Raw genomic sequence first — 22,680 nt, forward strand, 5'->3', positions numbered from 1 at the left:
TCCATCTTAATTCCTCCCCTAATGAAACAAAAAATACTTATTTTATTCAGCCTAATCTTAGTATATGGCTCAGTTGTAGCGCAACAACGTAATAATATCACAGGTAAAATAATTGATGCAAAAGATAATAGTCCCTTAGCAGGAGCTTCTATTCTGATAAAAGGGACGCAATCGGGTACTACTTCCAATTTTGATGGCAATTTTAATCTATCAGCAAAAGCGGGAGATATTATCGTTGTTTCTTTCGTAGGATTTATTACTCAGCATATTAAAGTGGGTAATCAAAATCAGTTGACCATTAAGCTAAATGCTGACCAGCAAGGACTTAGTGAAGTAGTTGTAATTGGTTCTCGTTCAAACCAAGCCCGAACTAATATCGAAACGCCTGTTCCTGTGGATGTTATTACAAGCAAAGAAATTGTTGCTACAGGTAGAACAGATTTATCACAAATACTAAGCTTTATTGCGCCTTCTGTCAACTCGAATAGACAAACGGGTGGCGATGGTTCAGCTCATATCAATCCACTAGCTTTAAGAGGAGTAGCACCAGACCAAACCTTGATTTTAGTGAATGGTAAGCGCCGTCATACCAGTGCTTTAGTGAACGTATTAGGTACGCCTGCGCAAGGAGCATCTTCTGCTGATTTAGATGCCATTCCTGTTTCTGCTATTGAAAGAATAGAAGTGTTGCGTGATGGAGCCGCTGCACAATATGGTTCAGATGCGATTGCAGGGGTAATTAATATTGTACTGAAATCGAGTGTAGACCAAGGTCAAGTGACGATTACTACTGGTGAATACAATACTAGTTATCGTAATAAAAAAGATGGTTTTACTTTATTAACAGGCGTAAATTATGGTTTCCGTTTGGGTGAAAAAGGATTCATTAATATTTCGGGACAAATTAATAATCGGGAGGCAACCGATCGCTCTGGATTGTTTGAATATAGTAACCGCTTAACGGGGGCAAAATTGTATTGGTTTCCTTATGCCGTTGGTACGAGTTCTGAGATAGTAGATGCCAAAGAAAAATCTGTTGATAGGTATAGTTCTGCTAAAAGTGGGAATGGTAAACAAGAAAATGCTAGCTTATTTATTAATTCATCTTTGCCTTTGGGGAATGATGTAGAGCTATATGCTTTTGGTGGTATTTCATCAAAATACAGTATTAGTGCGAATAATGCTTACCGTTTTCCAAATGGAACTACTACTATTAACAGTGTTTCGAGCCGTTATTTCCCAACGATTTATCCAACAGGTTTTTTAGGAGAAAATGCCGCACGTTTAGTAGATGGCTCTTTTACGGCTGGAATCAAAGGCAAAGCCAATGGATGGAATATTGACTTTAGCAATACTTCTGGGCACAACAGAATAGATTATACCGTTCAGAATACGATTAATGCTTCTATTGGAACATCAAGCCCTACGAAATTTAATAGTGGAGCATTGGTTTTCAATCAGAATACCACCAATATTGGTCTTACTCAACGTTTTGATAACTCGGCTATTAAAGCATTTAACGTAGCTTTTGGAGCAGAATATCGTTTAGAAAACTACCAAATTATTGCTGGAGAGGAAAAATCTTATAAAAACTATGGAGATACTACTTACATCAGCATAGTAGGAGGTAAAACCAAAGGTGTAAGGCCAGCAGGAGCACAGGTATTTCCGGGTTATCAACCTGCTGATGCACAAAACCAGTATCGTCATAGCATAGGGTTGTATGGAGACGTAGAAGCAGAAATTTCAGATAGATTTTTGTTGACAGGTGCTTTACGCTATGAAAAATACAGCGATTTTGGCGACCAATTGACTTGGAAAACATCTACTTCAATAAAATTGATTGATGATAGAAATAGTATTCTTGAAAGTCTTTCATTGAGGGGAGCAGTAAGTACTGGTTTTAGAGCTCCGTCATTACAGCAAAAGTATTATTCCGCTACTACATCTATTCCACAAGCCGATGGTAGTTTGATTCTATCTTTGGTATCAAACAATGATAATAACGTTACGAGGTCTTTTGGCATTCCTAACCTAAAGGCAGAAACTTCTAATAATTTTAGCCTTGGTCTTACTAGCCGTATCGCTAGCCATTTTACGGCCACGGTTGATGCTTACCAAATTAATATCAAAGACCGAATTACGCTCACAGGTACTTTTGATTTTAGCTCAATCACTAATAGCGATGCTACGATTAAAGGTGCGGCACAGTTAGTTAAAAACTTACTGGCTAATTATCCAGATGTAAATGCAGCTCAATTTTTTGCGAATGCTATTGATACCCGTACACGTGGTATCGATGTGGTATTAGCGTATCGAAATAAAGTAGGAGCAGGGGCTCTTAATTTATCATTAGCTGGTAATTTCACTCATACCGAAGTAACGAATGTGCATGTACCAAGTGGCTTAACGTCGTCGGGAACTGAGGATGTTAGACAGTATCTATCAGAACGTATTTTCTTTGACCGCCAACAAAGAGGACGTTATGAAAGAGGTACGCCACAAAGCAAAATAGTTTTATTGGCTGGCTATACCATAGGGCGTTTGACACCTAATGTTGTAGTAACTCGTTTTGGTGAATATACTTTTTATACAACTCAAAGCAATTTGAATAGTACAACAGGTGGAAGAGACCAACTTTTTAGTCCGAAGACCACCACAGATGTTTCATTGAATTATCAATTAAATAAATCTGTGGGAATTACCTTAGGGTCAAATAACATTTTTGATGTATATCCAGACCAACTGAGCATTGCGAATAACCAAACTGGAACAGTACCTTGGGGTACTTCGGGGGGACAGCAATTCGGTTTTAATGGAGCATTTTATTACGGAAGACTTAATTTTAATTTCTAACTTTTCTCTATTTGAGTTTTTACCGATAAGGGAGACTATCAATCAAAAGAGCAGTCAGAAAATTAATTTCTAACTGCTCTTTTGATGATAAAACTAAGAAAGACTGATGTATAAAAAATTAACTATACCCATTCCAAAAGGAACTAAAGGTATCAGCAAACTCAACCTTCAATTTCAATAACTCCGCTTTTAAGGCTTGCTTTTTAGCCTTGAATTCAGGCTTATCTGCCAAATTGTGTATTTCCCAAGGGTCTTCTTTAAGGTTAAATAATTGCGTATGTCTGTTGCCATTTACATTATATTCTAATAATTTGAAACCGTCTTTTTTCACCCCTCTTTGAAAGTGTTTGAAAGCAAAGTACAAAGCAGGTCTTAATGATGCTTTTGGGTCTTTAAATGCTTTTACTAAACTAATACCTTGGACTGAAGACGGAATTTTAACACCAGATTTTTCCGCCAAAGTAGCATAAATGTCTGAAAGATAGCAATAACCATCAACCTTTTGGTTTTTAGGGATACCTGGTCCTGAGAAAATTAAAGGTACTCGGTTACTGTGTTCGTAAATACTTTGTTTGCCAAATAAACCATGTTGCCCCACAGCCAAGCCATTATCACCAGCAAAAACAATAAGCGTGTTTTCAGCTAAACCATTCTCTTGAACGGCTTTCACAATACGTCCAATTTGTGCGTCTAAGTGAGAGATAGTTGCATAATATTCTTTTATCTGACGTATAGTATCATCTTCTGTTCTTGGAAAAGGCGCTAATAATTCATCCCTTACCTTTAGTTCTCCGTTATCAAAAGGATGTTGTGGTAGAAAGTTAGGTGGTAGGCTTACTTTTTTATCGGCATACCATTGATTATACTCGGCTGGAGCCAGTCTCGGATCATGGGGTGTGGTAAAAGCCGTATAAATCATAAAAGGCTCTTTTTTATACTTCTCTATAAAATGAATCGTTTCGTCTGCGAACAATTCTGAGCTATGCTTGCCTTTGACTTGATTTACTTTATTTGGGGAATAATTATTATCTTTTGGTCCTCCGTAGCTGTTATCTGCCTTATAGTCTTGTACAGGAAGATTATACTGGTCGCCCATTCCACCAAAAAATACTTTTGCCCCATCAGAAAAAGCTCGATTATATATGGTAGTACCGTTGTGTTGTTTACCGATTCCAATGGTGTTATAATTATTTTTTCTCAACAACTCTGGAAATGTTACATAGTTGTTGAAAATATCAAAGCTAAATTCTTGGTTATCTCTTGCCTGACGGTCAATGCTGAACAGAGTTCTCCCCGTCAACAACATGGCTCTACTAGGCTGACATATTGCTCCTGATAAACCGCCAAAAACGTGAGCTTGTGTAAAAGCTGTTCCATTCTTGACCAAAGCATCTAAATTGGGCGTAATAATATCTTTATTACCCAAAGCCCCAATGGTATCGTGGCGTTGGTCGTCTGATAATAAAACGATAATATTTATTTTTTTCTCTTCTGCCCATCTTTTTAAGAAAGGATGCAAAGCCAGAGAAGCTCCGAACAAGGAGCTATTTTTGATAAAATTTCTACGGTTCATACTCATTTGATTTTATTCCAATCTTGTACACCTACTTTTTTAGACCACTTTTCATGTTCTGCAATTAGTTTTTGAAGTACAATTGGGTTGTCTTTTGCCTTATTCTTTGTTTCAGTTCTATCGTTGGCAAGGTTGTATAATTCCCAAGGTTGGTTATTTTCGGCTACAGCTTTCCAATTCCCTTTTCTGATGGCCTTACTGCCTTCATGTTCCCAGAATAGCGTTTTTTGTGCGGTGGTTTTACCTTCGAAAATAGCTTTGAGACTTGTGCCTTCTAAAGGAATTAAGCTTTTCTCTTGAAAAGTAGTTGGGTATTTAACGCCTGCCAAATCTAGGCAAGTAGGAAAAATATCAATCAAATGACTTGGTCGAGTATTTTTTGTGCCACCCTTGATATGATTAGGGAAATAGGCAATAAATGGCGAAGCGATTCCTCCTTCATGGGTATTTTTCTTAAACAGCCTAAAAGGTGTATTACTAACATTTCCCCAAGGACTTTCGTAGCTATCTATTGATGCAACCGAACCAGCTTTGCCATTTTTTTGAGTAACATAATTCCAATTTTTTACATCGTCGGCACTGCCTCCATTGTCTGAAAGGAATAATACTATTGTATTTTTGTCTTCTCCAAGTTGTTTTATCTTTTGCAATACTTCTCCAATACTAGCATCCATTCTATCAATCATGGCAGCATAAATTGCCATGCGAGTATCCCATTTATCTTTTTCCTCAGGGCTTAATTTTTCCCAATCTGGCACATTTTCAAAACGATTGGATAATACCCATTTTTGGTCTATAATACCTTTTTCTTGTAATGCTTTATATCGTTTTTCACGAAGTTTGTCCCAGCCAGCCAGATACTTGCCTTTGTATTTTTCAATATCTTCGGGCAAAGCTTGAATTGGCCAATGAGGAGCATTATAGGTAAGATATAAAAAGAAAGGCTTTTTGTTTTTGCTTTGTTTGTCTAACGCATTGATAGCAAAATCAGTAATGGCTTGTGTAAGATATTTTGAAGTATCAGTACGAATGATTTCTTTGTTCCCTTCCAGAAAGGTAACAGTTCGCCCATCATTATACAGTGGTTGCGAGTTAAAATAACTACTCCCGTTATTTTGCAAGGTAAAAGACTCATCAAAGCCACGATTGACACCCCAAGCTGATGGTACTAAACCCACATGCCATTTCCCTGAAACTATGGTTGAATATCCTGCTTGCTTTAACGCTTGCCCGATAGTAATACAATGGTCATTCAGATAGCCTTGATAGGACGGAAAGCCTTTGTCTTGTACCATATCACCAATACCTGCTTGATGCGAATACAAGCCTGTTAGTAAAGAAGCCCTAGAAGGACAACACCGGCCAGCATTGTAAAATTGAGTGAGAATTAAACCATTTTTGGCAAGTCTATCTAAATTAGGCGTTTTGATTTCAGAACCAAAGGCTCCAATATCAGAAAAACCTAAATCGTCAGCTAGGATAATGACGATATTAGGTTGCTTTTTCTGGGCTAATAATAGCTGAGGAATCGAGCTAAAAAATAGTCCAATAAGTATAATTTTCTTTAGCATTTTTATTTTTCTACAGGTAATCCTTTTACGACCAAACTATCTAATGCCCCAATATTATAGCCAAAATTGTAGCCAAATGTTTGCAAGGTATCTGCTGCTTTGCCACTTCTATTACCAGAGCGACAATACAGATAAATCTTCTTTGATTTGTCTAACTGCTTGATTTCATCCGCAAATTTTTCAGAACGAATATTGATGTTTTGAGCATACTGTAGGTGCTTAGTGCTATATTCTTCGGGTGTTCTGACATCAACTAAATAGGCTTTCCCTGTTTTGATTTCTTTCAGAATTTTCTTGCTGAATTGTTCTGTAACAACCACTTTATTAGCAGTTTTTTGAGTGTACGCCTGATGTGTTGCCGTTTGTGCATTAACCACGATTACTGTTGTAACGAGGATGAATGTTAAAAGATATTTTTTCATATATTTTGTGGATTTTCTTTTGGGTTGATGACAATCAATGTTAAAAATTAGATAATTGAAAGCCATTTATTCCTTTTTTATGTTAATGATTTTACTAGCACTAAAGCCTATTCTATGAGCAACAGAATACCTTATACACAGAATTGTGAGTTAATGATTATTATTACAAGATTAATAATCACTAACTCACAATTGACTAATTCACAATTACTTACCACCCCCGCTCAATTGAAGTCTGAATCGTTCAGCAGCGTGTTGAACATCAATTAATGGATAAACATTATATTTAGTAGCTTCTGAATCAAAAAGGGCTTTCAATTCTTTTAGTTTCTCAGGATACTTTTTAGCAAGGTTTACTCTTTCATTGAAATCTTCTGTAAGGTTATACAATTCCCATTCATCTTTATCAGGATTGTTTTCGATAACAGGCAGTGCTTCACCTTTAAACCCAAAAGTTTCTAATGTATTTGGGTGATGTGCAGCACCTGCTTTCCAACCGTCCTTATAAATGGCTCTGTTGCCAAAAATAGTAAAGTATTGTTGCGTATGTTGCTCAGGAGCTTTGGCATTACCGAATGAATACACCAAACTTTTTCCATGAATTGGGTCTTGTTTGATGCCTTTGATTACTTCTGGTTGAGTAACGCCTGTGATTTCTTCAATCGTTGGAAGAATATCAGTTACGTGACCAAACTGAGTACGAATAGCACCTTTTTCTTTGATACCATTCGGGTAATGAACAATCAGAGGGTTGTGTGTTGCACCTTCAGCATTGGCATCACTTTTCCAGAATTTGAAAGGCGTATTCGTTGCCTGAGCCCAACCCAAAGGATAGTTTGCTAAACTCAATACATTAGGTGTTCCGATTTTGTCGTACTCGGTCAAGATATATTTTTTGTATTCTTCTCGTGTTGTTCCTTCTGCTCCAAAACGTAGATTTTTATTGGTTACACCATACTCAGTACCTTCTTTGCTACCTCCATTATCACCAATGATTACGAAGATTGCTGTATTATCTAATTGATTGGTTTCTTTCAAATGATTCACCAAACGACCCACTTCATAATCTGTATATTCCAAGAAACCTGCATATACTTCCATAAAACGAGCATACAAATGTTGTTCTTCGGTAGGTAAATCTTTCCAAGCCTTGATAAAATCGTTTCTGTCAGGTAAAACAGCATTCGCTGGAATTACGCCTAACTTTTTCTGATTGGCAAAGACTTGCTCTCTGAAAGCATCCCAGCCAGCATCAAATTTCCCTTTGTATTTATCAGACCAAACTTTATCTACCTGATGCGGAGCATGTGTAGCACCCGGAGCGAAGTATAAAAAGAATGGTTTATTAGGTGCAAGAGTTTTTTGCTTAGTAATATAACTAATGGCTTTGTCTGTCAATTGTGCTGTCAAGTGTCTGCCATCTGGTTTAATATGCAAGTTATCTTCCACTAAATCAGGCTTGTACTGGTCAGTAGCACCACCCAAAAAACCAAAGTTATGGTCGAATCCCTTGCCTGATGGCCAGCGGTCGAAAGGTCCTAAATCTGTACTTTCTTCATCTGGGGTCAAGTGCCATTTACCTAATTGATAGGTACTGTATCCGTTTTCACGAAGCACCTCTGCAATGGTTCCTTTAGTAGGTTTGATGTGTCCATCATAACCAGGATAATCAGCCGAAAGGTAAAAATGAGGGAAAAGCCCCATGCCCACTGAATGATGATTACGACCAGTCAATAAAGCAGAACGAGTAGGAGAACAAATACCTGTCGTATGAAAATTAGTATAACTAAGACCGCCCTTAGCTAATGCTTCAAAATTTGGCGTATTGATTACTCCTCCAAAAGCACTAGAAGCACCATAACCAACATCATCTAATATAATTACAACTACATTGGGTGAGCCCGCTTTGGCTTTTTTCAAATAGTCTATTTTATAAGGCGTTGAGGTGGTATGCGATTTAGTAATTTTCCCTTTCCATTCCTGCTCTGCTTGAGCAAAGACATTACTTGTCGAAGTAACCAATATTGTGCCTGCTAAAAGGGATAAATATTGATTCATTTTTGGTTTAATTTTTTGCATAATTTTATCAATGGGTTAATTGTATTGTTTATTCTGATTACTTACTTGATAACTATTGGTTGTTTTAAATTTATTTTGTTGTTTTTTCTTAAATAAATCTGGATTACTGATAACAGTAATGAGTAAGATGACAAGGGGAGGAATCAACCCTATGAATCTTGTTGAGAAAGAAGTGATAGTTGCTTTCATAAGGTTTAATTATATATATATTCTATCGATTTAGTATTATATTGTCAATTAAATTTTAATGTTGTTTATGGCTAAACAACATCTTTCCTCATAATTTTTATTACTGTTATCTAGCTTGGGATTAATGTTTCAACTCTTCCGAAATAAAGGTTTTTAAAACATTCGAAATTTCCAATAACAAAGCAGGAGAAGTATTGTTTTCATCATCTGTTTTTACATGGTGATAACGATGGGCATAAGCCAAGCTAACTAGATTTTTATACCCTTTTTCTTTGTATAAACCGCCTTCTCCACCCGCTTTTATCGTGGCTTTATTGGTCTCTGTTCCTTTACCTTTTCTTGCTTTTATAGTAGCAAAGGTTTTTTCAAAAGCATTTGCTACAGATTCGTCATAATAGATTCCTCTGTTAGCATCTACATCATCTGTCTGGATAAAAACACCATTTTCTTTCTTCCATCCTCGTACAGCAATGGCCGCTCCTAGGTGTATCCAAAGACGAGTTTCTTCGGGTTTAGGGGCTGCTTTCTCCGCAAATGTTAATGCTCCTAAATTATCTAACTCATGACCAGAATTTCCTGTAAAAACAAAAGTATAGTCAGCAAATTGCGAACGGTTTTTACTTACCCATTCCGCTAAGCTTAACCATGTCGCCAAACCCGGCCCACGTTCACCCCCACAAGTATACCAGCCACTGATAGGTGTTGAAATCACTACATATTGCTTTCCATTGCCAATTTTTCCAACAATATTTCTGGCTTGTATCGCTTTGCTATAGTCTTTTATCGTAACGGACACTTCTGTCCCCGACTTTATTGCATTATTAAAAACAGTTGAATCTTTGGAGGCTACTTGCCATACAGGTATGCTCCAAGGTTTAGTATCTTTTCGTGTATTATGGGCTATAATTTCACCAGTATTGCTTGGAGTGATGGCCACAATACCCTTAGCACCTGCTTGAATGAATTTTTCAAGGTGTTTTTCGATGGCTTCACTCAATGCACCCCCTGACACAGGAAGGGTAGTCAGTACTAATTTTCCTTTCAGCTTGCTGATATCGGTTGTTCTATCACCATCAATTAATATTCCTTTTTGTGATTGATTAACTTTTGGATCAACGGGCCAAAGAGGTAATGCGTCTAAATTTTTATTATCAGCGATAATATTACCTCCCTCAAAAAAAAATTGATTCACTGGAAAATTAACAAATTCAGTGCGGAAGCCTATTTTGTCTAATGCTGTTTTTAACCATTGTGAAGTAGCAAAATCAACCTTTGTACCAGTGCGATGTTCGCCCAAAGCAACAAATTTTTTGACTGTAGCAAACAAGGCATCCTCTTCTTTATCTTGTGCAGAAGCAACACTTATTACGCTTAAGAAGAGTATGGTACTTAAAATTTTGTTCATATTTTTGGTATTTATGTTTCAAGCAATACGCTACAGACTAAGCGTATAATTGCTTATCGTTTACTACTTAAAGCACAATTTTTCTAATTGCTGGCTTTACCCAATTGCCCGTTTTTAAATATTCATCTGTTGCCCAATAGATTCTCACAGACAAATTGAAGTCTTCTTTGGGAGCAGGTAGCCAATTGTTTTCTTTATCCGTACTAGGGCTATCATGTTGAATATAGATATCCAATGAACCATCAGCATTATATTTAAGGTTACTTCTGTCGCCAATGGCATATCTTCTAATAGCATTCTCGGTAAGATAACCTGCTTTATCATAAAGCGTGATTGACCAAAAGGCTTTGGCTGGAGGCGTTTTATTAGGTTCAAAATGAATGACATACTGATTTTCACCATTGAGTGGTTTGTGTTCAGCATCCTCTCGATAACCTTGGTAAACCGCATCTTCTGGCCCTAATGCTCCTAAACCAAAATAAGCTACTGCTGCTCTTTTTTGATAATTGGTGCCATAATGCCCAATCGTTACATCAGGTTTGTTTTCGTTGTTATTCGTAAGAATTGTTCTTGCTTTTTCTAAGGTGTTTATTACTTCTGTAGGTAAATTTTGTAAAGCAGTTTGAGTTGTTTGATCAAAGGGATTTATTGAGAATTTTTGCCCAGCTTTAATGCCAATTTTGGCAAATCTGTCTACTACTTTTTTGTCTGCTTCTAAAGCAGGATTTTTTACTAAAAGCTCATTTAAATAAGTGAAATATTCTTCAGTAGTTAGTTTTTTGAGGGCTTCTACTACATTTCGTTTTGCTTTTAATACTTGGATAGCTTCCGAAGATTCTACCGAATACGTAATTTTGGATGATGTCGTAACCTCATTTTTGTCTAATTGACTTAATGGTCTCAATTTCAAACCATCTTGAATTTTACTGACAAAGTTTTTTCCGTCTTCTGGACTATTCACTTGTATTCTACTAATAATCCAGACTACATCTGTAGGGGATTTTACTTCTTCAAAACCTGTTGGTAATACACCTTTCCATTTTGGTCCTGTTATAATATATCGTTGAGCTTTTGTACCAGTAGTTCTTTTTCCAAATGAAGCAAAAACGTTTGTCCACGCATCCATTAGCGGTACAACTGCATAGCGATCTTGTGTATCAGGAATCTCTAGAATAATCGGTTCTGTTCCTAAATCCAGAAAAGCTGAAGAATAAAAAGTATCATTATTAGGACGAACAACGGCTTTGAAAGTATGGTCAGGAAAAGCCCTGCTATGGTGAAATTGATTAGAAGGTCTGCTACCTACAATTCTTGTTAAATCTGTCAGGACTAAAGGCAAACCATAAATATATGCTTCTTTAGCAATCGCCAACGTTTCTGTATCAGTGCTATTAACTGTCTGAGCTTTCAACAAAGGGATTGATGAAAGAATAAGTGATGCAGTTAAAAATTGTCTTCTATTGATATTTTCCATTTTAGTTAGTGAATATTTTTAGCCAATAAATGATTAGCTGGCAAACAGCATTTACCAGCTAATCATCTATCTTGTTTACTTTAAATCAATCGTTACATGGTTGATTTTACCTGCATAACTAAAAGGCACACTGTACTTTTCTGTTACGGCAGTAATTTGGTCTTTTCCCACTTCGATACTTTCATAGAAGCCAACTGCAGGTAAAGTTCTTGTGATTTTTATTTCACCTACTTTTTTATCGTTGATATACAAAATAGCTGTTGCAGGAGCGTTATTAATATTTTCAGCACCTTGGTAATTGAAGTCTACTTTCAAGATGTTTTTTCCTGCTTTGATAGGCTCGCTTGAAGTAGCATAAACCTTTTCTTCGCCATTGTTATAAGTAAACCACAATTGATTTTTCTGAACATATAAACTCAATCCACCTGCTCTTCCACCAATCGCTAATAACACACCATCAGCACCTTTTTCTGGTACCACTACATCAGCACTAATGCTTAAAGAACGACCGCCCAATTTTGGAGCAGACCCTTCAAACAACTGTGAAGTTTGCGGATATAAAACCAATTGTTTGCGGTTGTCGAAAATGGTTGGCGAAGGAGCAGGTACTGAACCTGTACCATCTTTCAATGGATACACATTGTATTTCCAAGCCTGAGCATCAAATAATTCTTTGAGTTCCTGTAGTTTCTCTGGATGTTTGGTTGCTAAATCATTACGCTCATTGAAATCTTCATTTAGGTTATATAATTCCCATACATCTTTATCGAATGGCTGTTTTTTTACGTGCAAAGTACCTGCTTTCCATCCATCTTTATAAATCGAACGAGAACCCATGATTTCATAATGCTGTACGGTATGGCGTGAAGGCAAATTTGGATTATTAATGCTAAAAGCCAAGCTTGTTCCTTCAATCGGTTCTTGGGGATAACCATTAATTACTGTCGGTACTTTTGCCCCAGTCAATTCAATCGTTGTTGGTAAAATATCAATCAAGTGCGTATATTGATTACGAATACCGCCTTTGTCTTTAATACCTTTTGGCCAGAAAAGAATCAAAGGATTATGCGTTCCGCCCTCTGAATTGGCATCTTGTTTCCAATGTTTGAAAGGCGTATTAGTAGCCTGAGCCCAACCCAAAGGATAATTTGGACTTGAATATTCTGTACCGATTTGGTCAACTAAAGCAAGGTTTTTCTTCAAACGTTGTTCTGGTGTCAAATCTGGATCATAATTACGATGCGCTCTTCCTTCAAAAGTCCCTTCTTTACTTGCTCCGTTATCACCTACCGAAACAATCACGAGCGTATTATCTAACTGGCCGCTTTCTTTCAAGAAATTAAGTACTCTCCCAATTTCAAAGTCGATATGCGTTAAGAAACCTGCGTATACTTCAAAAAATTTGGCATACACTTTCTTTTCATCAGGGGATAATGAGTTCCATGCTTTTAAACCCGGTCCACGTTCTGGCAAAACGGCATCTTTAGGAATTACGCCCAAACGCTTTTGATTTTCGATAACGATTTCTCGGTATCTATCCCAACCAAAATCAAATTTCCCTTTGTATTGGTCACTCCAATATTTATCCACTTGGTGTGGTTCATGACCAGCCCCTGGGGTAAAATATAAGAAGAATGGTTTTTCAGGAGCAAGTGATTTTTGTTCAGCAATTAGGTTAATGGCTTTATCTGCCATTTGAGTACTAAATAATTTGCCTTTTTCTGGGACTATCTTCTTGGTATCTTCCCAAACTACTGGATAATATTGGTCGGTTGAACCCCCTAAAAATCCATAATAATGGTCGAATCCTCTACCCGTTGGCCAACGATTGAAAGGTCCAATTGGTGTAGATTCTTTTGCTGGTGTCAAGTGCCATTTACCAACTGCATACGTATTATAACCGTTTTCACGTAAGATTTCGGCAATAGTAGCTTTTTCAAAAGGCATAAAGCCATCATACCCTGGGGTTCCACCACCAGTTTGAGGGAATAAACCCATGTGAACCGAATGTGAATTACGCCCCGTCAGTAAAGCAGCACGAGTGGGCGAACAAATAGCAGTTGTATGAAAATTGGTATAACGCAAACCATTAGCCGCTAGACTATCCAATGTAGGCGTTTTGATTAAACCTCCATAAGTACTTACTGCACCAAAACCTACATCATCAAGCAAAATCCAGACTACATTAGGAGCATTTTTAGGCGCTTGAGGCGAATGTTCTGTCCAAACTTCTTTCGTTTCTTGGAACGTTTTACCTAATTTTCCTTGGAAAGGGAGGGTTGGGTCGTGTTGTGCAAAAACACTTGAACTGGCTAATACACCACTTAATGCTAAGGATGTTGTCAGTTTAGAAAATAGTTTTACTTTTTTTTGAATAATCATCATGCTTTTCAGTATTAATATTTTATCTATCGATTTTGTATATTAATTGATAAAGTTTAAAGAGGATTTGACAACAAAGCCTTCCTATATGATATTGCGTAACATATGAATTGTTACTTCTTCAATTCAGGATGACGCTGAAAATATTTTTTAATGTGGGCATCATCAGCTACTAATCTTTGCGGAAGCGTTTGAGGGGTTTGACCTATACTTTTTACCTTTTTGTCTAAAGCTGCTAATAACTCAGCTACTTTTTCAGGTTTGCTTTGGTATAGGTTGTTAGTTTCGCTCACATCTTCTTTTAAATTGAATAAAAAAGGTTCAGTGGCAGGTACTTCTTTGCCATTTAGGTAGTTTTTAGAAGCTGTTTGTGCTAATCTTATTTTCCAATCTCCTTTTCTGAAAGCTTCTATTTTTCCGTTTGAATAGTAGATAAATTCGTCGCCTTTTCTTTTTCCATTGGCTGTCAAAATTTGGCTAACATCTTCACCATCAATCGGATTAGGTAAAGTAGTTTGATAGCCTGCTAATTTCAAGATGGTAGGGAAAATATCTAAATGCAAGGCTAAGTCTTCATAAACACTTCCAGCTTTGATTTTAGCAGGCCATTGAAAAACAGTTGGCACTCGCTGTCCACCTTCAAAAGTAGTTCCTTTGCCATTCCTTAAATTTCCAGCTGAACCGCCTTCAATGTCAAAGATTGTCCAAGGACCATTGTCGCTCGTAAAAATCACTAAAGTGTTTTCTTCGATGCCATTCTTTTTCAAGGCTTCTATCACTTGTCCAACACTCCAATCCAACTCTTCAATCACGTCACCATATAGCCCTCTTTGAGATTTCCCTTCAAATGCTGGCGAGGCGTATAAAGGTAAATGTGGCATAGTATGCGGTAAATAGAGAAAGAAGGGTTCTTTTTTGTGTTTTTCAATGAAGCTTATCGCTTCATCAGTATACGTTTTGGTAGTAAAATGTTGGTCAATATTGTATTGAACTACATCATTGTCACGCAAGTAAGCAGTTCCTTGCATATCGTTGCTATAAGGAATGCCAAAGTATTCATCAAAGCCATTCTGTAGCGGTAAAAATTGGCGATGATGTCCTAAATGCCACTTCCCCACAATTCCTGTTGAATAACCTTTGGTTTTTAGTGCTTCGGCAATGGTTAATTCTTCTTTAGGAATACCATTAAAACTCTCTGGAAAAAACACGCCATCAATTCCTTGGCGACGAGGATAACGACCTGTTAATAAACCAAATCGAGATGGACTACATACGGGTGAAGTTGAATAGAAAGACGTAAATTTCAAGCCATTCGTGGCTAGTTTATCAATATTGGGCGTGCGTATATCTTTTGCTCCAAATGTACCAATATCTCCATACCCCAAATCGTCGGCCATGATGATAACAAAATTTGGTTTTTTGCTAGGAGCATTTTGAGCCATTAAAACCGAAGTGGATAATATGCTGAGCGAAAAAGCAAGGATATTTTTAATTGAAAATCTCATGATAACTTTTAAGTAGGAATTATTCAGCGAAACTTGAACGTAATTTTACGCCCCATTTCCCATTTTCTTTAGTGACAACATACAAAGATTCGTATGTTTGAATCAATGAACCATCCGCACGATAGCGGGAGAATTGTGTATCAACATGCACTTTGTCATCGGATGCCTGAATGATATTTCTATGGTTCCATTTGCTATGATGCCAGCCCGTTTTGCCAAGTTGTATAAATACCGTTGAATCTAAAATACCTGCTTTTTCTAATACCGACATTTTGCCACTTGCTAAACGATAGTGTGGAAAATGATAAGTAGCCTGCCAAGCCTTTGCATCTTTAGCGTTGAAGGTATTCATATAGTCGTCTAATACTTTAAATACCTCTTTTTTTACGTCAGGATTACTTTCGTGTGTGCCTTTTCCATCAAAATTTTTCTTGACAAATGAGAAAAGTGTTACAGAGAACAGTAAACCAATAATGATATTCTTTTGCATAAATAAATGAAATCAAAAGTTTTTAAGGATGAGTCAGCAATTTGTGAGTTATGGAAGAATAATTGTTTTATTCTTCCACAACTCACTCAATATTAATTATTTCCAAAGCGTATTTTGCTCTAACTTTGGATTGTTGTCAATCTCTGACTGTGGGATTGGAAACAAACGATGCTTGTCTGCCGCATTTGTTTTACCTACTTTATGTAAGTTGGTTACGAAAGTACTTTTCCCTGAACCATCTTTTTGGCGAATCAAATCGAACCAACGTTGGTATTCGAACACTAATTCTAAACGACGGTCAAGGTATAAGGCTTCGCGGAATTGGTCTTTTGTCAATCCTTCTGCTAAGTTGGGTAAGCCTGCTCTGTTTCTTACTTTATTCAAAGACTTATATGCTTTTGTCGTCGGACCGTTCAATTCATTTTCAGCTTCTGCATGAATCAATAATAGTTCAGCATAACGTATAATGGCTACGTTGGCAGCAGATTCATTGGTTGGTGATAACGAGTTCGGGTCCCAAGTTTTGTTAAAGAATGGAGTCGAGTCATTCGGTACGGCAGTGTTGACAATTGGCAAAGCGTATTTTCTACCATTTGTGGGACTAGTAAAATTCGTTACAAAAGTTACTCGCTTTCTTTTGTCAGTAGGTTGGTAAAGTTTATAAACACTAAAGAATTTATCAGTGCCAACAGTATAAAAACGAACCATGTCTGCATAAGCTCCTGTTAAGCCTGGAATAGCAGTCAAAATCGAACGTGGATTTTGGTTATTTCCTTGACCTAATGAATTTGATTTAAATTGTGCAGAGAAAATATGCTCTTTGCCGTTTTTAGAAGCAGGCAAAAAAGCATCCGCATAATTGGTGAATAAATCATATCCATAAGCACCCGTACCACCGTCAGCAGGAGATAATGCTTCTTCTGCTTTTTTAACAGCATCTTGATAGTGTTGGGTTAAATTAACCGGTAAAGACGCCTTTGTTAAATATACTTTTGCTAATAAAGACTTAGCAGCGCCAGAAGTCACTCTTCCAACATCAGGTGATGAATATGAATTTGGTAGAGCCGCCGCCGCTTCTGTTAAATCTTTTTCAATTTGTTGATATACCTCCGTTGTAGGCGATTTGGCAATGGCATAATCCCCTGCGTTAACATACTTTTGATAGCTAGTAATCAAAGGAACATCGCCATATAAACGAACTAAATTAAAATAATATAAAGCTCTTAGGAATTTGGTTTCTCCTAATAATCTAGCTTTCAGCGTAGCATCAAATTCAATCGACGGAATTTTTTCAAGCGCTACATTAGCTTTTTTGATAGCAGCGTAGTGTTGTTGCCATAATTCATATACACGAAGATTAGAAGATGAATGGGCCAATACGGCTAGCGAGCGCACATCCGCATTGGTTGCACCTGGTCCTGGGTCTTCATCATCGCCTGCAAAATTCATCCCCGTATTAAACAAGGTATTATAAGGCGTTTGAATACTACTTCCTCCTGAATTTAATGAAAAGTAAACTGCGTTTACAGCATTAATGGCATCAGTTTGTGTTTTATAAAATTGTTCCTCTGAAATAATTGACTCGGGATTTTCTTTTAAAAATGATTCGCAAGAGCTAGCCGTAAATCCTATGCTGGCAAGTGCTATATATTTGAATAATTTCATGATGATCTAATTTAAAATGATAAAATGGCTTTCGGATTTCAGTTATCGGCTTTCGGCTAATAGATAAATATGTTATAGTTTAATCCGAAAGCCGACACCTGATAGCTGAAAGCTAGAATGATAATGACACCCCAACTTGATAAGACTTATTGTTTGGATATACACCCGAGTCAATACCTTTGTTAATCAATGATTGCCCGTTCAAACTTACTTCTGGGTCATAGCCAGTATATTTTGTCCAAGTAGCGGCATTTTGTGCTGAGATATATACTCTTAAGCTTTTGATGTTCGCTTTCTTTACGATTTTAGCAGGAATAGTATAACCCAAGGAAACGTTTTTCAGACGATAGTAAGTAGCATCTTCAATGAAACGATCTGAAATCGTAATAGCAGGATCTTGATAAGCCGCTTTTACATCAGTATTTGTATTTGTTGGCGTCCATCTGTTTAATAATTCAGTTGAACTGTTTACATATCCCGTTCCTAATTCAAGGTTGGCTCTATTGGCGTTATAGATTTTACCACCTACTGAAGCTTGGAAGAAAATCGCTAAGTCAAATCCTTTATAGTTGAAAGTATTCGTCAAACCTGCCGTAAATGCTGGTTGATTTGAAATAATAACCCTGTCAGCAGCTTGTGTAATTACACCATCGCCATTGATGTCCTTATATTTCTGCCCCCCTGGACTTTTGTTAGCTTGTGGAGTAAGCGCAGCATCTCCAGATTGAATAATACCATCTGTTTGATACACAATGAATGAACCCAAAGGATAACCTACTTTTGCAATAGATGGAGAAGAAATAGAAGGAATGATTTGATCTACACCGTCGCCAAGATTTAAGATTTTATTGCTGTTGTTAGAATATACCACCGTAGTATTCCATTTCAAATCGCTATCAATATTGTGTGAATTGATGTATAGCTCAAATCCTTGGTTGGCTACAGCTCCGATGTTTTGATAAATCACAGAAGCTTGTCCGTTATAGAAATCAGATAAACCAGAAGTACCTGGTACTGTTCTTGTCAACAACAAATCGGTTGTTTTTTTGTAATAATAATCTGCCACAAGCGAAATACGATTATTGAAAAGACCAACATCAATACCACCATCAATTTGGAAGGTTTTTTCCCAACCTAAATTAGGATTAGGTACTGTGTTTGGTGCATAACCCGAAACGGTTGTATTAGAGAAATTGTATCTAAAATAGCTTAACTGAGACAATGATTGGTATGAAGGAATATTCTGGTTACCCGTTGATCCTGCACTCAATCTCACTTTAAAGCTACTTACATTTTTAACGTTTTGGAAGAATTTTTCATTGCTCACATTCCATCCAAAGGCTGCAGAAGGGAAATAACCCCATTTATTGCCATCCCCAAATCTTGAAGAACCATCCGCACGAAGTGTCAGCGTTACTAAATATTTATCATCATGCACATAGTTTACTCTTCCTAAATAAGACGCTAATGCCCATTCACTAGCAAATGAACTTGGCGTTCTAGTAGTAATCCCTGTGCCTAAGTTATTATATGAGAAAGCATCTGTAGCAAAACCCGCGGCCTCAGCTACTGCTCCTTTTGATTTTGACTGTTGTGCCGTAAAACCTACTACAGCATTAATTTTATTTTTAGCGTCAATCTCTTTATCGTAGCTTAATGTATTCTCATTCAGCCAGTTGCTAGTGAAAGCAGTACCCACGATAGCATCACCAGAAAGGGCTAAACCTTCTGCTGTACTGCTTGGTAAATAACGATTTTGTTTGTTATCAACAATATCAATACCAAATAATACTTTTGCTTTTAAACCATCAGCAAGCGTATATTCACCTGCTACGTTTCCTAAAATACGATTGGTAATCGTTTCGTTTAACTGATTGTATAAAGAGTTAATCGGGTTTTGTAAGCCTGACTCAAACGGGCTGTTTACCACAAAAGTACCATCATCTTTATAAACAGGCAATGACGGAGGAGTAAGTAGTAAATTAGCTACAATAGCCGCTGGTGCTACTTGTGATTTAGTATTACTTACTGATAAGCTCGACGTGATTTTAAAACGTTTGCTATAGTCATGGTCTAAGCCAAATCTACCAGAGTAGCGGATGAAGTCAGTATTTTGAAGTACACCGTCTTGTTTAAAGTAGTTTCCTGAAATCGATAATCTTGTTTTATCTGACCCAGAAAGAATTGATAAACTATGACTTTGGATAGCAGCTTTTCTGAAAGCGGCTGCTTGCCAGTCTGTTCCAACACCCGAAGTATCTAAAGAATAACCTGTAACTGATGGTAAAGAAGTAGTCTTACCTGAGTTTTTAGCAGCATCTTTTCTAAGTGACCACCAATCTCTTGCATTCAAAACAGGTAATGTTCTGATTACTTCTTGAACACCATAATAAGCATCATAGTTAATAGAAGATTTCCCTTTTGAGCCATTTTTAGTAGTTACAATCACAACTCCATTAGCACCACGTGAACCATAAATGGCAGTAGCAGAGGCATCTTTTAATACATCAATCGATTCTATATCAGCAGTATTAATCGATGACAATGGGTTGATTTTTGAACCATTGGTTACACCTGCATCATTCAATGAATAATCATTGTTGATAGGGAAACCATCGATTACGTATAGTGGGTCGCTACCAGCCGTAATAGAGTTATTACCACGGATTTGAACACTAACCCCACCACCTGGCTGTCCTGAGGTTTGAGTAACAATTGCACCAGCAACAGAACCTTGTAAAAGACGTTCTACAGAAGCCACTGGCTGAGATTTTATTTCTAAGGGTACTGACGCAATTGAACCTGTAATATCACTTCTTTTCTGAGTACCGTATCCAACTACTATTACCTCATCAAGGCGTTGTCCTTTTGATTCTATCAAAGAAATGTTAAGGTTTTCAAATTCAATAATTTCTATTTCTTTTTTCTTATATCCTACAAACGTAGCAATAACAGTAAAAGGAGGTTTTTGAGAGGTTTTGAGGATAAATTTACCATTGACATCTGTGGTTACCCCTATTGAGGTTCCCTTTATGGCTATTGCAGCTCCTATGATTGGTTCTTTCGTTCTGGAATCAATAATTTTTCCTGTCAATTGTTGAGATTGAGCCTTCATCGAAATGAAAGCTAACGTCAACATAAAAATTAATCTTAGTAATTTGTTTTTCATTTTTATTCTATGGATTATATATACTATTAAAGGGTTTCATTTATACAAAATGAAGACTGGGGGTAACAGTAAGGGTTATTTGATTTTAATAAAATTTAATCATCGGATATAGCAATTACTACCTATCCGATGATTTAAGAAAATACTACAAGGCTTGTGCCAGAGCAGTATCCAAAACACCTTTCAATTCAGCAATTCCACTTTTTTCAAAAGTCACTTTCCCTTGTTTATACAGAATCAGATAAGGAAATGAAGTAACCTTCTTCAAGGATGCAATTAATTGTGGGCTTTCTTCTAGCTCTATTTCCACAATTTTCAATGCATCACCATGCTCTTTTCTTAAGGTTTCCAATACTGGCTTTACCTTTTTACATGACCCACAATATCTTGACCCAACATCTACTAAAACAAGTTTGTTAGAGGCTAAAATATTGTTGAAATCATTGATAGTTAATCCTTTTTTAGCAGTTGTAAAAACAGTTTTACCTTGTCCTACCCATGCACCAATGCCACCATCCAATACGTACACTTCTTTGAAACCTTTATTGGCTAAATCTTTCGCAAATACTACACTTCTGCCATTAGCGATTGAATAAACAAACACTGGCTGGCTAGGGTTAAGCTTTTCAATAAAAGATGCATCTTGAGGAACTAGATTCGTTGCGCCATTGATGTGGTTTTGATTAAACTCTTCTGCACTTCTGGCATCAATAATCTGTGGCTTTGTTTGTTGCTGAATTTTTGAAGCAAAAACATCTGCTGAAACTAAGTTTTTTGTCTCTGTATCGCTTTTCTGTGCCAATACAGTAGTACTCAGTACTAGTGATAGTACGATAAATTTTAAGGTCTTAATCATTTTTATGGATTTATGATTTGAATAATGATTATCAATTAAGCGTATTCCAATGCTACTGGTACTGGTGTTGGTTCTTCGTCTGCCACTTCAGGTCCATTAGCTGATAATTCACTTCCTTCTTTTTTAGATTTTAAAATTGGCCACAATAACTGTGCATACCATTCTTCACTTTGATAGTTTTTAATACCATAAGCTGCTGGATATTGTCGGGTAATGAGTGCCGTACCGAAAATAATATCCCATAAAAAGAACATATTCCCGAAGTTTCCTTTGTAATGACCAACACCATCATCTGTAGAATCTGCATGGTGTGCATGATGAGTAGCAGGTGTTGAAATAGTACGTTCTAATAACCATGCTACAGAATGTAACCATCTGTTATCATAAAATGGCTTATCCCATTTAATACTTGAGTGAGCCAATTTCGTAATCAACGATTTCAGCCCTTTTACGAATAAGGCTGGATATCCCAAGCCTAAGTAAACCAAAACGGTAGTTACATAAGACTGAGAAAAGAAAATCGTGTAAATAATATTTTGTCTCGAAGCCATCGCCATACCCATGTATGGGGCAGAATGATGGGTACGATGAAAACGCCACATAAAGGGTACTTGGTGGTGTAAACGGTGATACCAATATTGTGTTAAATCATCATAAATGGCAATAATTAACGCGCCGAAAACGAAGGGAATCCAAGTGAATTCGTTTTTAGCATGAGGTAAAACAAATGGCAATATTTTCAAACCAAAATATGCGACCACTGGACCAACTACTAATTTGGGTAATGTATAGCAAGCAATGTCTAATAGTTTTTCGTTATTATTCCATTTTTTGCCATATAAGCCCAATGAGAATTCTGCAAAGCCTAAAATAAATGTTAGTGCTGTAAGTCCCCAACCGTTAAGGTTTTTAAAAATTGCTTCGATAAAATGTACCATATTATTTGTTATTTTTAAGGTAAATGTTTAGTCATATTAATATATAGATTTAATAGATTAAAAGGCGAGAATATTTACTTATTACAAGAAATCTGGAACGAACCAA

The 22,680-nt window shown here is 36.8% G+C and carries 15 protein-coding genes; 1 reads left to right on the forward strand and 14 read right to left on the reverse strand.

The window, feature by feature from the left end; all coding sequences use genetic code 11:
* Positions 1-21: 21 nt before the first annotated feature.
* Complete coding sequence (locus AC1RNE_RS21155) at positions 22-2,856, forward strand: TonB-dependent receptor (protein WP_492803931.1); 2,835 nt, start codon at positions 22-24, stop codon at positions 2,854-2,856.
* 118 nt (positions 2,857-2,974) lie between these two features.
* On the opposite strand, the gene AC1RNE_RS21160 is transcribed toward AC1RNE_RS21155, so the two are convergent.
* The 14 genes from AC1RNE_RS21160 to AC1RNE_RS21225 form a co-directional block, all read right to left on the reverse strand.
* The gene (locus tag AC1RNE_RS21160; RefSeq protein ID WP_492803933.1) at positions 2,975-4,429 is read right to left on the reverse strand and encodes a sulfatase family protein; all 1,455 of its coding nucleotides are present in this window, start codon (positions 4,427-4,429) and stop codon (positions 2,975-2,977) included.
* Between the two features lie 2 nt (positions 4,430-4,431).
* Positions 4,432-6,000 carry an arylsulfatase gene (locus AC1RNE_RS21165; RefSeq protein WP_492803934.1) on the reverse strand — a complete coding sequence of 523 codons (1,569 nt, stop codon included), beginning with the start codon at positions 5,998-6,000 and terminating at the stop codon, positions 4,432-4,434.
* A 2-nt stretch (positions 6,001-6,002) separates the two neighbouring features.
* The gene (locus AC1RNE_RS21170; RefSeq protein ID WP_492803936.1) at positions 6,003-6,422 is read right to left on the reverse strand and encodes a rhodanese-like domain-containing protein; all 420 of its coding nucleotides are present in this window, start codon (positions 6,420-6,422) and stop codon (positions 6,003-6,005) included.
* A gap of 207 nt (positions 6,423-6,629) precedes the next feature.
* Entirely contained in the window at positions 6,630-8,501 is a 1,872-nt protein-coding gene (locus AC1RNE_RS21175; protein ID WP_492803938.1) for an arylsulfatase, read from the reverse strand.
* A gap of 15 nt (positions 8,502-8,516) precedes the next feature.
* A complete protein-coding gene (locus AC1RNE_RS21180; RefSeq protein WP_492803940.1) occupies positions 8,517-8,690 on the reverse strand; it encodes a hypothetical protein in 174 nt (57 codons plus the stop codon).
* 121 nt (positions 8,691-8,811) lie between these two features.
* Positions 8,812-10,095: a hypothetical protein gene (locus tag AC1RNE_RS21185; protein WP_492803942.1), complete on the reverse strand. Its 1,284-nt coding sequence runs from the start codon at positions 10,093-10,095 to the stop codon at positions 8,812-8,814.
* 67 nt (positions 10,096-10,162) lie between these two features.
* Positions 10,163-11,569: a DUF1254 domain-containing protein gene (locus AC1RNE_RS21190; protein WP_492803944.1), complete on the reverse strand. Its 1,407-nt coding sequence runs from the start codon at positions 11,567-11,569 to the stop codon at positions 10,163-10,165.
* A 75-nt stretch (positions 11,570-11,644) separates the two neighbouring features.
* Positions 11,645-13,954 carry an arylsulfatase gene (locus tag AC1RNE_RS21195; protein ID WP_492803946.1) on the reverse strand — a complete coding sequence of 770 codons (2,310 nt, stop codon included), beginning with the start codon at positions 13,952-13,954 and terminating at the stop codon, positions 11,645-11,647.
* 110 nt (positions 13,955-14,064) lie between these two features.
* Positions 14,065-15,456, reverse strand: a complete 1,392-nt coding sequence (locus AC1RNE_RS21200; protein WP_492803948.1) for a sulfatase family protein — start codon at positions 15,454-15,456, stop codon at positions 14,065-14,067.
* Between the two features lie 19 nt (positions 15,457-15,475).
* Complete coding sequence (locus tag AC1RNE_RS21205) at positions 15,476-15,946, reverse strand: DUF6841 family protein (protein ID WP_492803949.1); 471 nt, start codon at positions 15,944-15,946, stop codon at positions 15,476-15,478.
* Between the two features lie 96 nt (positions 15,947-16,042).
* A complete protein-coding gene (locus AC1RNE_RS21210; protein ID WP_492803951.1) occupies positions 16,043-17,611 on the reverse strand; it encodes a RagB/SusD family nutrient uptake outer membrane protein in 1,569 nt (522 codons plus the stop codon).
* 112 nt (positions 17,612-17,723) lie between these two features.
* Positions 17,724-20,780 (reverse strand): SusC/RagA family TonB-linked outer membrane protein, encoded by a 3,057-nt coding sequence (locus AC1RNE_RS21215; protein WP_492803952.1) that lies wholly within the window; start codon positions 20,778-20,780, stop codon positions 17,724-17,726.
* A 145-nt stretch (positions 20,781-20,925) separates the two neighbouring features.
* On the reverse strand, positions 20,926-21,636 hold the full coding sequence (locus tag AC1RNE_RS21220) for a thioredoxin domain-containing protein (RefSeq protein ID WP_492803954.1): 711 nt from the start codon (positions 21,634-21,636) through the stop codon (positions 20,926-20,928).
* Between the two features lie 35 nt (positions 21,637-21,671).
* Positions 21,672-22,574, reverse strand: coding sequence for a sterol desaturase family protein (locus AC1RNE_RS21225; protein WP_492803956.1), 903 nt, complete (start codon positions 22,572-22,574; stop codon positions 21,672-21,674).
* Between the last annotated feature and the right edge of the window lie 106 nt (positions 22,575-22,680).

It is taken from the genome of Arcicella sp. GW822-FHT02H01 (assembly GCF_058802005.1).